We start from the raw sequence: 13,416 nt of genomic DNA on the forward strand, positions 1-13,416 counted from the left end.
CCGTCGCGAGCCGGAGAGGGTGGAAGGGCATGGCCCACAGAGACGTTGGCATGCTACCGGACCTGCACTCGGAAGCTCCGAGCATCTCGATTCCGGTGCATTCGGTCGGACACGTCGGGGTCAAACGGATCGTCGCGATCGACGAACATGACAGTGCGGCCATGGTCGTCATGGACATCTCAGTCGGTTTGCATGCCCACCAACGTGGCGCGCACATGTCGAGGCTGATCGAGTGCGTCGACCGGCCAGGACCACAGCCGACCGTGCTCGACTACGTCCAGAGCATCTTCGAACGGCTGCGCAACGTTGTCCCCGGCGCCGCGTCCTGGTCGGTGGACGCGCGGGCCACCATCGTGTTGACGCACGACGGCGGGTTCAAGCCGGTCGAGGAGATCTGCCGGATCGAGGGGGCAGATCGGACCGAGGTGACCTGGGGCGCCGCATTCAAGGTCTGTCTGGCCTGTCCCCAAGCCCAAAGCGCGATCGCCTTCGACCGTGAGGATCTGGACAACGTCGGCGAGCATCCGTCCCACAATCAGGTTTGCGACCTGGAAATCACCGTGACCGGGGACTTGACCACCGTGGCCGGTCATTCCCTGACCGAACTGCTCGCCGTTGGAGAGTGCGCGGCCAGCGGGCCGGTGCGGGAACTGCATAAGCGACGTAGCGAAGCTGACGCGGTCACCGCCATCCACCACCACGCGGTGTTCGCTGAGGATGCGCTCCGGATAATCGCCGACAAGACCAGGGCCCAATTCCCTACGGCTAGCAGGGTCACGTGCCAGATCGTGAACTACGAGAGCATCTTCGAATACCCTCTCCGCTGCGTCGTCATCGCCTGATGAGAACTTGACGGACGAGAAACCCCTTGTGCATGCCGCGCCGCGCGACTTGGCTATGTCCAGGGCGCTTACGCTGTCGCGACGTCCCCGTCCCGCAGCTCGCGTAACGCTGTCCGCAGTCCGCGGCGCCTGCCGGTGTCGGGATCGATACCAAAGCTATCCCGGACACCCGCACGGATTCGGAACTTCAACTCCGAGTGGGTTTCGGGTGAATCGTCGGCGCTGGCTTCCAACAATTTGTTCGGAAGCGAGAGCTTCAGGATGGTCCAGAACGTCTGCATGTACTGATGCCCAAGGGATCCGGTCGTGTAAGGCAGGTCGTACTTGTCGCAGAGCGCTGTGATGCGCTCGGATATTTCGGCATACCGGTTGCTGGGCAGGTCGGGAAACAGGTGGTGCTCGATCTGGTAGCACAGGTTTCCGCTCATGAAAGCCATCATGGGCCCGGCCTTGAAGTTCGCCGACCCGAGCAACTGCCGCAAATACCACTCTGGGTGCGTCTCCGCCTCGTATTCCTCGGCAGTGAATTTCTCGGCGCCGTCGGGGAAGTGGCCACAGAAGATGACCATGTATGACCAGTAGTTGCGGATGAGGTTCGCCGTCACGTTGGCGCCCAAGGTGTGCTTCCAGTTCCGGCCCGCCAGGGCTGGGAAAACCACGTAGTCTTTGCCGACCTGTTTGCCGACCTTCTTGCCGATCACGCGCAAGTCCCGGAGGACCTCGTCCTTGGATTTCTCGCCCCTGCGGACCTTCGACATTTCCACCCCGTGCAATGCAACTCCCCATTCGAAAAGTGTTCCGAGCAAAAGGTTGTAGACCGGGTTGCCGATATTCCATTTGGCCCAGCGCTGGTCGCGGGTGACGCGGAGCAGCCCGTAGCCGACGTCGTCGTCCATCCCGACGATGTTGGTGTACTTGTGATGCACAAAGTTGTGCGATTTCTTCCACTGCACGCTCGGAGCGGTGGTGTCCCACTCCCATTCGGTCGAGTGAATCTCGGGATCATTCATCCAATCCCACTGGCCGTGGGTGATGTTATGCCCGAGTTCCATGTTCTCGATGATCTTCGCGGCGGCCAGCATGGCGGTACCGGCGACCCAGGCGACCTTGTTCCTGCTCGCCATCAAGGCGATTCGGCCGCCCGCCGCCAACGCGCGCTGCAACTGGATTGTCCTGCGCACGTAGCGCGCGTCCCGTTCGCCCCTGGACTCTTCGATGTCGGTTCTGATCGCGTCCAGTTCGCGGGCCAATTCTTCGACGTCGGCCTCGGTGAGGTGTGCGTATTGTTTGATGTCGGTGATAGCCATGCGGCCCTCCTAGATGTTGATGGTGCAGTCGCCGGAAACGGCAGAGATGCACGTCTGGATTCGGTCGCCGGCGCTGTGCTCGGTGCCGGACCTGAAGTCGCGCACATAGCCCGATTCCAGTGGCAGTACGCAGGATTGACAGATGCCCATTCGGCAGCCGAACGGCATCTGGATGCCCAGCTTCTCGCCACCTTCTAAAAGCGATGTGGCGCCGTCGAGCTCGATGGACTTATCCGAGATGGCGAAGGTGACCGTGCCGCCCTCGCCGCCTTTGTCGGTGCGGGAGATGGTGAATCGCTCCATGTGCAGGCTGTCCGCGATGCCCGCGTCTGTCCACACCTTTTCGACCGTGTCGAGCATGGCCGCAGGCCCGCAGGCCCACGCGGAGCGCTCCCTCCAATCCGGAACGACACCGTCGAGCTCGGCGAAGTCGAGGTGGCCCATGTCCTCGGTCAGCTGCAGGTGCAACCGGTAGCCGGACTGGGCGCGCTCCAACGCGCGTAACTCGTCGTGAAATATCACCTCATCGGCGACGGGCGCCGAATGGATGTGCATGATGTCGGGACTCTCGCCACGCTGCTTGAGCGAGCGCAGCATCGCGATGACGGGGGTGATGCCGCTGCCCGCTGTTACGAACAACAACTTGCACGGCGCGGGATCGGGAAGTGCGAAATCGCCCTTCGGAGTTGCCAGCCGAACCACCGTGCCGGCCTCGACGCCGTTGACCAGATGGGACGACAGGAACCCCTCAGGAGTTGCTTTCACGGTGATCGAGAGCAGTTTTTTGTCGCGCCGCGGAATCGACGTCAGCGAGTAGGACCGCCAGTGCCAGCGGCCGTCGACCCGAAGCCCGATCCCCAGATACTGGCCGGGCCGGTAATCCCCGGAAAAGCCCCATCCCGGCTTGATCGTCACCGTCGCCGAGCTTTCTGTTTCTTTGCGGACATCGACCACCACCCCACGTAGCTCCCGCGCGGACCACAACGGATTAAGCAACTTGAGGTAGTCATCGGGCAATAGCGGTGTCGTCGCGCGAGCCACCAGCCCGCGCAACACGTTGACCTTCGGGGATACTGCGGTTTCGACATCCTTCGCGGGAGCAGCACTCCATCGCGTCAGGCTTCGCATCTTCAACTCCATAGAGCGGCTCCATTGCCTTCAGAAGTACGTGGGATTTCGATTTCAGTGAACAGCTGTGCACCGGTTACCCCGTCCGTGGAACGACAAACATCCGTTCTGCCGGCGGCCGGCTAACAGCCGCACCGCGAAGGTTGCCTCGGCAGGGCGTGCGCTGCGGTTACCTGCGGTTTCGTTCGCACGCCGTGACGGCGTCAACCTCAAGACGCCGCGGGTGAGCCGGCCGTTGCCGGGATGGACAGGGCCACGATGAGTTCGAGGATCGTCTGGGGGTCGTTGAGGCGTTCACCGTAGAGCTCGCGGAGTTGGGTCAGGCGATAGCGCACGGTTTGGGCGTGGACGAATAGATCGGCAGCCACCGCATCGCGTTGGCCTTGATGTAGTAGCCACGATCGCAGTGTTTCCGCGAGTCGTTCGGCGGTGTTGGGACGTAACTGGTCGAGCGGTGCGAGCACCTGGCGGCGGAGATCGTCAGCGGCTTCGCGGTCAGCGCCGAGCACGAGTGCGACGAGATGGCTGTCGGTGTCGATCGTGCCGACGTCGTCTCCGGCGAGATTGAGGCCGCGCGCCTGCAGAACGCGATGATACGACGACTGGGCCTGCGCCCAGGGGCGTGCAGGACCGACCACTGCCCGGCGATCGTGGAGCTCCCGCAGTAGCCGGGACCGGTTGGGACCGTGCATGTCTGGGACGAGCAGCACCACGACAGACTCGGAGGACTCGATACCGGGCAGGTCGCCACTGAGTTCCAATGTGGACTGCCCGAATCGGGACGCCACGCCCCGCGTCTGGGCCGACGGAAGTAGTACCGCGGTGAGGGTGTCGGGCGGACGCCACTCTGCGCGCTCGGCACTTGCCCGCAGTATCTCGGAAGGAACCCCGGTGAGCAGGTCCTGTCCGAGTCGGTCAAGATGACGCCGTCGCGCTCGATCCGAGGAGGCCAGTTCATCGCCATGCCCGGAAACGCTTGCCGCAGAGAGCTCATCGATAAACGCGAACACCAATTCGGCGAACCGAGCGATCATCAGCGGTGGCAGTCCCCGGTCGACGGCCGTTTCCGACAGCTCACGCCACGCCACCCGCGCGCCGACGCGATAGGCGGATAGCAGCGCGTCGATGGAACGCCCTTGACGTGCCTCGCCCCGCCCGAGTTCGTAGGCGCCTTCGAGCGCAGGGGACAACGTCGGGCCGGGATCGGAGTCGTGTGGACGGGCGGCCAGTTGGATGAAGGCGCCAAGGGCCATTTTGACGGCGCCTTCGATCCGCCGGCCCATCCGCCCGCTGAAGGCATCCGCATAACTGGGCACCTCGACGGTGACGGCGGCCACAGTGTGTTCGGCGACGGCGGGCAGGACGCCTTGTAAAGCGGCGACGACCAGGTCATTCAGTACCAGGCCGGTGACCTGTCGGCCGTCAGTCCTTGCAACGTCGTCCATCGAATCTATTCTTCCCGAACAATTTTCTGTCGATATTTCACTCTGACTGGCCAAGAGTTTATCCCGAGGAGCAAGGAATGCTGGCCTTATGACAACAACAGCACCCAGAGTCACCCCGATGGGCACGCTGCGCGACCGGTTCCTCCAGCTCGCTGAGCGGATCACCACACCGCTAGTCCCCGCCGACTACCTCGACATCATCGATCCGCTGCGCTCAGGCGCGGACCTGCGCGGCCGGATCGTCGCAATCCACCCCGAAACCCGCGATGCCGTCAGCCTCGTCATCAAGCCGGGCCGCGGCTGGCGCTCCCACACACCCGGGCAGTACATCCGCATCGGCGTCGACGTCGACGGCGTGCGTCAGTGGCGCGCATACTCCCTGACCTCCGGCACCGATCGGGCCGACGGCTGCATCGCAATCACGGTCAAAGCGATCCCGGGTGGCAAGGTATCCAACCACCTGGTGCGACACGCTACCGTCGGCGCCATCGTCCAACTCGACCACGCCACAGGAGAATTCACGCTCCCTGCGGCGGTGCCGGCCAAGGTCTTGTTCCTCACTGCGGGCAGCGGTATCACCCCGGTGATGGGCATGCTGCGCAACATGGCCGACGACGTCGACGACGTCGTGGTCGTGCACAGCGCCCCGACATCCGACGAGGTGATCTTCGGCGGCGAACTGCGCATGCTGGCAAGCCAGGGCCGAATCCGCTTGATAGAGAAGCACACTGACACCGACGGCATGCTCAGCACCGCCGAACTCAGCGAACTGGTCCGCGACCTCGCTGAGCGCGAGACCTGGGCATGCGGACCGACCGGCATGCTCGACGCACTCGAGCAACACTGGAATGACAACGGCATGCCCGAGCGCCTGCACACCGAACGGTTCCGCCCCACCGTCGTCACCGCCGGTGAAGGAGGGACAGTCACCTTCAGTAAGTCGGCGACCGTCCTCGACGCCCCTGGCGACCAGACACTGCTCGACGCCGGCGAAGCCGCCGGAGTGCTGATGCCGTCGGGATGCCGGATGGGCATCTGCTTCGGCTGCGTGGCACCGCTGCGCCAAGGAGCCGTTCGCGACCTTCGCAACGGCGACATCACCACCGCCGCGCCCGGTGACGGCGTCCTGATCCAAACCTGCGTGTCCGCAGCTGCGGGCACCTGCGACATCGACCTCTAAAGGACCTATCATGACCACTCTGCAACGCCAAGAACAGAATCCGATCGCCCATCTCAGCGACGACGACATCGAGAATCTCGGCCGCGAACTCGACGCCATCCGCCAGCGGGTGCTCGACAGCCGCGGTGAGCGCGACGCTGACTACATCCGCGGCGTCATCGACTTTCAGCGCAAGCTCGAACTGGCCAGCCGCGCGGTGCTGCTGTTCTCGCTGTTTCCGCCGGCGTGGCTGGCAGGCATGGTTGGCCTCTCGGTCGCCAAGATCGTGGAGAACATGGAAATCGGCCACAACGTGATGCACGGCCAATGGGACTGGATGCGCGACAACAAGATTCACTCCACCACCTGGGAGTGGGACAACGCCTCCCCCTCCGACTTGTGGAAGCACTCGCACAACGAGATCCATCACACCTACACCAATGTGGTCGGCAAGGACGAGGACCTTGGCTACGGCATCATGCGGGTCGACGAAGATCAACGGTGGATGCCTTTCTACCTCGCCCAGCCGCTGTGGAACTTGATCAATGCCTGCTTCTTCCAGTACGGAATCGCGGCCTACGATCTCAAAATCGGCAAGTACCTCAAGGGCAAGACGGATAAGGACGAGTTCCGCCGCCAAAGCAAGAATGTGCTCGCCAAGATCCGCAGGCAGATGACGAAGGATTACGTTCTGCACCCGCTACTGTCTGGACCCTCAGCCGTCACCACGCTGACCGCGAACCTGACCGCCAACCTGGTCCGCAATCTCTGGACGCACTCGGTCATCATGTGCGGACACTTCCCCGAAGGCGTACAGACCTACGAGAAGAAGTCGATCGACGGCGAAACCCGCGGCGACTGGTACCTGCGGCAGATGCTCGGCTCGGCCAACATCAGCGGAAACCGGTTGCTGCACTTCATGACCGGCAATCTGTCCTTCCAGATCGAACATCACCTGTTCCCGGATCTGCCGAGCAATCGCTACCAGGAGATCGCGCCGAAGGTGCAAGACCTGTTCGAGCGCTACGGCCTGACCTATGTCAGCGGACCGATGGTCAAGCAGGTCGGCTCGGCGTGGAAGAAGGTGTTCCGGCTCTCGCTTCCCAACGATGTCCTGCGCAAGGCGGCGGCCGCCAACCCGGCGAACGTTATTCAGCTCGTCTTCCGCTCGGAACCGGCCGATGTCGACACGAACGCGGCGTAGCCCCTGCAGAGCCGTTAACTCGTTGAGCCGTCAGCCTCGGCGGCCTCCGATTGCGCTCGTGACGATGGACGACCTGTCTGGCCGGGGTGTCGTCCTGGACGTTGCGGCAGGATAAGCAGCAGCACGACGATGATGGCTGCGATGACCGCCGAGGCCAGCGGGCGGCTCAAGGCCAGGCCGCCGTTGGCGACTGGCTTATCAATGAAATCCCCCACGGTTGCGCCCAGCGGCCGCGTGAGGATGAATGCGATCCAAAACAAGGTGACACGCGATACCCCGGTCCAGTAATACAGGACGACGACCGCCATCAGAGCCGCGGTGAAGACCAGCGCGCCGCGTTCATAACCGAGATCGCGAGTGTCGGCGAGCCAATCGCCGAGCGCGGTGCCCAGGGTCTGGGAAAAGGTGATCGTGGCCCAATAGAACGCCTCAACTTTCGGCGTCGAGACGGTATTCACCGACACCGTCCCCTCCGATCGATGCCACAGCCCGAGGGTGGCCAACAGGCAACACAGCAGCAGAAGCGATCCACCCGTGTACCCGATCCCCAGCGATCGGTCGGCGAAGTCGGCCAACGTCGTGCCGAACGTCGTCGAGGCGACGATCGTCGCCCAGTAGAGGATCGGATAAAAGCGGTTGGCCCAGATCTGAGCGACAACGAGCGCCACCAGCGCGGCTCCGAAAAGCGTGACGCCGGCGAGATAGCCCCAGTTCAGCGTCATCGTCACGGTGTCGCCACCCGTCTCGCCGAGCGTCGTCGCCAATATCTTGATGACCCAAAAGCCCAGCGTGACTGCGGGCACCTTGCTCAATGCCTGTTTCGTAACGTCATTCATCGAACACGTCCTGTCGCTCCCCCTGGACTAGCGGCTATGCGCTGGTGAATCGCCGTTGATCCACAACGTCGGTCATCAGACAGTGTGACGTCGCTCGACTGAACATTCGCTGAGAATCTCGTCGGTACAGAAGGTGGTCTAAGCGGACGTCAGTCGAATCACCGTCAGATGCCGTAGCGCAGTTTGACGCTGTGATAGCGGTCGAGCATCTGCTGCACACGCTCGCCCTGGGACACCATCACGGTATCGGAAGGCAAGGCGTCGAGCAGTTCCGACCGTTGCACCACGCGGGTGCGGAAGCGAGCGGGGTTCTGGCTCATCAGATTGCGATAGGTGAGGTTGCCGTTCGAAAAGCCTTGAGTGTCAAGCCAGTTGTGGACACCTGGATCATCGTGCGCGATCACCAGGCGCACCACGCCGTCGCTGTCCAACTTGGTACGTGCGGGGGTGTAGCTCACCGGGCGGTACAGGAAGTCCGTGCTCACCACGAAGACATTGCCCATCCCAAAGATCCAGAAGCCGTCGTGGTTGTCCATCTCGACGATCAACGCCTCGTCCGGGCTCAATTCCCAGATCATGTGCGCCGCCCGCCGCCCGCGCTTCGCGTCGTCGTCGGTGTCGGCGGTCCGCTCGGGCGGAAACTCGTTGGTGAATGCCGGGTCGCACACGCCGTTGGAGTACTTCCATGAATGTTCCGGCCAGTCGTGCATCGCGCCGGTGAGGAAGTCCCCGGCCCACCCCATCGCCTCGATGATCCGCTCCGGCGTCGGTATGGGGCGTGGACCGTCCATGCCGATCCGCTCGATCGACAGCCTGGTCGGCGTCTCGAACCACGCGTCAAACGCCTCGCGGATGAACAACTTCCGCGAGCCGGGCGTCGTCGGCAGCCAGTTCTCGGCGCGCATCTCTCCCCCGACGTAGAGTTCGAAACTGCCGTCGGCTTCGGTGGTGATCTGATCTCCGAAGATGTTGGTTTCCGGAACATCACCGAAAGGCTCGTGCAGACTCGGCCAGTCGGTGCCAGGGATGCGATCCGGTCGCGGGCCCTGCACCGTCACGTTGAGCCACCGTGCGGTGCCACGTTGCCCGCTGATCCGGTAGTCGTGATCGCCATCGATCCAGGCTTGGCGATAGGTGAAGTCGGCGACGTCACCACCCAGTTTGCGGGTCGGTGTGCAGAAGGGATGGAGCTGCGGGAAGTCCGGATCCTTGGTCTCCAGCGCCAGGTCAAACGCCTGCCCCAGATTCTGCGTGAGGAACCGGAACGCATCGGCCCGCAGGATCGGACTACCGGGGTTGGCGTCCTTGAAAACATCGTCGCCCGCGGACCTGAGCCGATCGCAGAAATGGTGCCACGCGTTGCGAAGCTCCTCGTCCCTGGGGCCGTCGCCATAGGCCATCGGTTCAGGCTCCCAGCTTGGTGAGGATTTCCGATACCCTTTGCGCCCCGCGCTGGGTAGCGGCGCGCGCCCCTTCTGCAGCGATACGCGGGCCGACCAACTCGATGTCGAAGACACCTTCGTACCCGGCATCGAGCACGTCTCCCAGTATTCGGTCGAGCGGGATCACTCCGTCGCCGGGCACCGCGCGACAGGGTGCGGTCCTGTCCCCGAGCACGTAGTCACTGACCTGCATAAGACCTGTCATCGGAATTGCTTGCTGCAGAAGCGCCTTCAACCCAGCCTCCATCCAGCAGGCGTGCCATTCGATGCAGAGACCGATGCCCGCGATTTCCGCGAGGGTGATGGTATCGGCGAGCGTGTGAGCAATGTGGATGTCGGCATTGAACGACGAGGCGTTCTCGACGAGCACGCTGACCCCCTCAGCCGCCGCTGCCTTCGTACATGGCGCGATAAGCGCGGTGAAGCGTTCGGCGGCTTGCTCCCACGTCAAACATCCACGACCACCTGTTTGCACATACACCGAGCCGGCCCCCAACGCCGCGGCGATGTCGATGGCCTGCAGCAGCTTCTCGGCGGCTTCGCCACGGTCGTTATCCAGGTCGGGATAGACGGCGAACTGATGATTCACCGCTTCCACTTGCGGCGAGCCGCCAGCCAGCGCCTGCTGAGCCTCATCTACCCCGCCCGGGCGCATCAGCGTAGGAGTCACCAGCGTCGTGTGCTGCACGCCGATGCTGCGGCAATGCTCGAGGAACGCCGTGGTGCTCTCATCGAGGAATGCAACTTGGTGCAGGCTGACGCGCGGATGCATTCCTAGGCTCGCGTCTCGATCTCGACGCCGAACCGTTCGCGGAACGGTCTGAACTCCTCGTTCAGGGCGTCGATGTCCTCACCGATGTCGGTGAGCAACGACGTCGAATAGCGGAACTTGCCGTAGCGGTCACCCTTGTTGTTCGCGAGGTAATCACGCATCGCGGCCTCGGCCCCAGGCGTCAGCTGCCGCCCGGCGAAATCGTAATAGCCACGCACGGTAGCGATCTGGTCGCAAACGAAGTCCCGGTAGCGGACATGGTGGATGCGCGGGTCGTCAACCATGGGGTTGGTCATGGTGTTGGCGATGCCCGCTCGCGTCATCTCTAGATGCTTCTTCGCCTCGACCTTCAGATCGATCGGACCGACGATGCCGTCCATGATGTCGGCCATCATCATGGTGCGCGATGCCGCCACCTGTATGGGATCTCGGTGCAACCACACGAGTGTGGCGTCGGGATAGGCCTGGAAGAACTCCTCAAGCCGAAAGCCGTGAAATCCCTTGAGTACCCAATATTTCTCAGGCCTGCCGTACTGGAGCTGCTGCAGCATCGCCTTGTGGATTCGGTACTGTGCCCGAGCGTCGGTGGGCAAGCCCTGAGTCACGGATTCCATCGGCACTCGCCACCAGGCGGTCGGCGTCATCACTCGGAAGTCAAAGGCCCAGGTGCGTTCGTCCTCGGGTAAGCCGTCGCCGAGCATGTCGTTGTAGGGGTGTGAGTGCAGCCATTTCGGCAGTTTGGCGTTGATCTCACGCCAATCGTCGTCGGCGCGAAGTCGACGCGGATCGTCAGTGCCAGCGGCCCCCGGCGGTGGTGACGGATACATGACTTCCCAAAACCTCAGGGCTCGCGCCTGGGGGTCGACGGACATCAAGGCGTGCATGAGTGTGGTGCCCGTGCGCGGTTCGCCGGTCACGAACATGGGCCGCTCGATCACCTCGTTGGCGAGCGGGCAGCGGTTACGGTCCTCGAAGAACTCGAGTCGCGAGGTCAGAAGCCAGTGGCAGACTTGCGCCGCCTGTCGACGACCGTCCGCATCCGTCGTCGCCGCGTTGAGCTGATCGACTGCCAGCCCGAAGCGCTTTGGCAATGTCGCGTCGCTCCAGTCGTACAGTCCGGTCTCGGCCTGCGCACGAGTTAGCATCGCCTGCGCGTCGAGCGTGTTTTCGGTTGCAGGCGTGGTCATTTGCCACCGATCAGGGTGAGCAGTTCGTCCTCGGCCTCGTGCACCTTGGCGGACGAGCCTGCGCTGAATGCCAGTCCACCCATGCTGCCGTACTCCATCAACTTGAACACCCGCAGACCCGCGTCGCAGAAGCCCTTCATCCGCTGCGCCACCTGCTTGGGCGTGCCGCAGGGGATGATGTCTCGAATCGCTTGTGTATCAACGTCTTCGCAGAACTGTATGATCTTCTCGCGTGACAGCTTGACCGGGTCGAAGTCCATGATCCCGCGCCAGTCTGAGCCCATCGGGTGCGCGTAACCGAACGTGCGGAGGTCGCCGGCAGTGAGCATCAGGATGATGGACTTGACCAGCGGAGCTTCGAGCATCGCTTCGATCTCGTCGTCCTCCCCGATCAAGCACATCTGGGTGATCGCCGGGACGATCGCCATGGGGTCGCGGCCGGCCCGCTCGGCCGCCTCGCGCACGACCGCGAGTTTGGCGGCGTAGTCCTCCGGTGTGAACGCACCCGCAGGCCACCACCCGTCGGCGTGCCGGCCGGCGATGCGCAGCATGCGAGGCCCGGCGGCACCGATCCAGATCGGCGGGACCCTGCCTTCGTAGGCTTCGGTGTCCAGACGCGCGTGCTCGAGACGGTAGAAGTCCCCCTCGAAGTCCACCGGTCCGTCGCTCGTCCAGAGCAGCTTGATGATTCTGATCGACTCCTCGAAACGACTGACTGGCTTGGCGAAATCGAACCCGTAGGGCACGGTGTTTTCGAGCTCACCGGAGCCGAGGCCGAGGATGAAACGGCCCTTCGAAAGGTGATCAAGGGTAAGCGCGGTCTGCGCGAGCATGGCTGGGTGTCTGCGGACCGTGTCGACGACGGTCGTGGCGATGGGTGTCGTCGTCGTGAGGACGGCGGCCGCGGCGGCGACGGCCACACCGTCGAGGTGCCGGTGCGGCGATGGTGACGCGGTGGCGAGATCGGTGAACTCGGGGGCCCAGATCGAATCCGGCCAGAAACTGACCATGTGGTCCGGTAGCCAAATGGAGTGATATCTCCCGGAGTCGTACTGATCGAGCATGTCGATAGCGAGCGGAAGCGTGGTGCGTAGAAACGCGGCCGGCTGGACCTTCATCGGTAGACGGTCCATCCAACGACCGTAGTCGTCGGGACCCAGGGTCCGGCTGTGCTGAGCATTCGCTCAGCGTAACCGTACGCTGTGCGCCGGAACCTGAGGATCATCGACAGGACGCCACTCCCGTCGGAACCTTCTACAGCCCGTGAACGTCATACCTGAAAGAGACGGCAATAGGAAGTATTCGAGAACCGTCCTCGTTGTAACCCCGCGAGCTATTAATACAGGTCGAGGATTAGAACCTTCGAGGGAGTAACGGCGCATGACGGCTGTGACCGTGAGCAGCAAGGGCGTGAAATCTGCGCCCGAGCAGACCTCAGCGTGGGCGCCGCTAAAGAATGCGATTTACCGCAACTTGTTCATCGCGCAGCTGGTATCGAACATCGGCACGTGGATGCAGACCGTCGGCGCCCAATGGTTTCTGGTTGAGCACCACAGCAGCGACACCATCATCGCACTGGTCCAAACCGCTTCGCTCACACCAACATTGGTTTTAGGGCTGTTCGGCGGTGTGTTTGCCGATCTGTTCGATCGGCGACGGCTGCTCATCGTGATTCAAACCTATGCGGTGCTCGCGGCTGCGGTGCTAGCCGCACTGGCGTTCACCGGGGTTCTGACCCCAACCTGGCTGCTGCTGTTCACGGTGGCCATCGGCTGTGGCTCGGCGCTCACCGCCCCAGCGTGGCAGGCGATCCAGCCCGAACTGGTTCCGCGTGAACAGATACCGGCCGCGGCGTCGCTGGGCAGCGTCACGGTCAACGTGGCCCGCGCAGTCGGACCTGCCCTGGCCGGAGTCGTGGTCCTGCAGGCCGGGCCGGCCGCGGTGTTCGCGCTCAACGCGGTGTCCTTCGCCGCGATCATCGTCGCGTTGCGGTCCTGGAAGCGACCTGGTTGCGCGCCGAGTGAGCGCGAAAGCATCGGGCTCTCGATCCTGGCCGCACTGCGGTGGGTCCGTCACGGACCGGTCACCCGCCGG

12 protein-coding genes are annotated in these 13,416 nt (G+C 63.3%); 4 read left to right on the top strand and 8 right to left on the bottom strand.

The annotated features are described in order from the left end of the window. The first annotated feature begins 29 nt into the window (after window positions 1–29). The gene (locus VGH54_RS28625; RefSeq protein ID WP_331515543.1) at window positions 30–842 is read left to right on the top strand and encodes a GTP cyclohydrolase, FolE2/MptA family; all 813 of its coding nucleotides are present in this window, start codon (window positions 30–32) and stop codon (window positions 840–842) included. A gap of 68 nt (window positions 843–910) precedes the next feature. On the opposite strand, the gene VGH54_RS28630 is transcribed toward VGH54_RS28625, so the two are convergent. From VGH54_RS28630 to VGH54_RS28640, 3 genes are all read right to left on the bottom strand, one after another. Next, window positions 911–2,149, bottom strand: a complete 1,239-nt coding sequence (locus VGH54_RS28630; RefSeq protein ID WP_331515545.1) for a fatty acid desaturase — start codon at window positions 2,147–2,149, stop codon at window positions 911–913. A 9-nt stretch (window positions 2,150–2,158) separates the two neighbouring features. Next, window positions 2,159–3,277 carry a ferredoxin reductase gene (locus VGH54_RS28635; protein WP_331515546.1) on the bottom strand — a complete coding sequence of 373 codons (1,119 nt, stop codon included), beginning with the start codon at window positions 3,275–3,277 and terminating at the stop codon, window positions 2,159–2,161. A gap of 209 nt (window positions 3,278–3,486) precedes the next feature. Continuing rightward, entirely contained in the window at window positions 3,487–4,722 is a 1,236-nt protein-coding gene (locus VGH54_RS28640; protein WP_331515547.1) for a helix-turn-helix domain-containing protein, read from the bottom strand. Window positions 4,723–4,810: 88 nt separating this feature from the next. On the opposite strand from VGH54_RS28640, the gene VGH54_RS28645 reads away from it, so the two are divergent. Together VGH54_RS28645 and VGH54_RS28650 are read left to right on the top strand one after the other, a co-directional pair. Then, a complete protein-coding gene (locus VGH54_RS28645) occupies window positions 4,811–5,902 on the top strand; it encodes a ferredoxin reductase (RefSeq protein ID WP_331515548.1) in 1,092 nt (363 codons plus the stop codon). 10 nt (window positions 5,903–5,912) lie between these two features. Continuing rightward, the gene (locus tag VGH54_RS28650; protein ID WP_331515549.1) at window positions 5,913–7,085 is read left to right on the top strand and encodes an acyl-CoA desaturase; all 1,173 of its coding nucleotides are present in this window, start codon (window positions 5,913–5,915) and stop codon (window positions 7,083–7,085) included. Between the two features lie 14 nt (window positions 7,086–7,099). Here the strand turns inward: VGH54_RS28650 and VGH54_RS28655 are convergent, their stop codons facing one another. The 5 genes from VGH54_RS28655 to VGH54_RS28675 all read right to left on the bottom strand — a co-directional run bounded on the left by VGH54_RS28655 (window position 7,100) and on the right by VGH54_RS28675 (window position 12,440). Continuing rightward, window positions 7,100–7,921 (bottom strand): hypothetical protein, encoded by an 822-nt coding sequence (locus VGH54_RS28655; protein WP_331515551.1) that lies wholly within the window; start codon window positions 7,919–7,921, stop codon window positions 7,100–7,102. 164 nt (window positions 7,922–8,085) lie between these two features. Further along, a complete protein-coding gene (locus tag VGH54_RS28660; protein ID WP_331515552.1) occupies window positions 8,086–9,321 on the bottom strand; it encodes a DUF1214 domain-containing protein in 1,236 nt (411 codons plus the stop codon). Between the two features lie 4 nt (window positions 9,322–9,325). Beyond that, window positions 9,326–10,135, bottom strand: coding sequence for a sugar phosphate isomerase/epimerase (locus tag VGH54_RS28665; RefSeq protein WP_331515553.1), 810 nt, complete (start codon window positions 10,133–10,135; stop codon window positions 9,326–9,328). 2 nt (window positions 10,136–10,137) lie between these two features. Beyond that, window positions 10,138–11,322 carry a sulfotransferase gene (locus tag VGH54_RS28670; RefSeq protein WP_331515555.1) on the bottom strand — a complete coding sequence of 395 codons (1,185 nt, stop codon included), beginning with the start codon at window positions 11,320–11,322 and terminating at the stop codon, window positions 10,138–10,140. Next, complete coding sequence (locus VGH54_RS28675) at window positions 11,319–12,440, bottom strand: LLM class flavin-dependent oxidoreductase (protein ID WP_331515557.1); 1,122 nt, start codon at window positions 12,438–12,440, stop codon at window positions 11,319–11,321. The genes VGH54_RS28670 and VGH54_RS28675 overlap by 4 nt, the downstream gene beginning before the upstream one ends. A gap of 262 nt (window positions 12,441–12,702) precedes the next feature. On the opposite strand from VGH54_RS28675, the gene VGH54_RS28680 reads away from it, so the two are divergent. Beyond that, window positions 12,703–13,416, top strand: a 714-nt coding sequence (locus VGH54_RS28680; RefSeq protein ID WP_331515556.1) for an MFS transporter, incomplete at its 3' end; no start/stop codon positions are given.

The organism is Mycobacterium sp., assembly GCF_036488105.1.
Lineage (GTDB): Bacteria > Actinomycetota > Actinomycetes > Mycobacteriales > Mycobacteriaceae > Mycobacterium.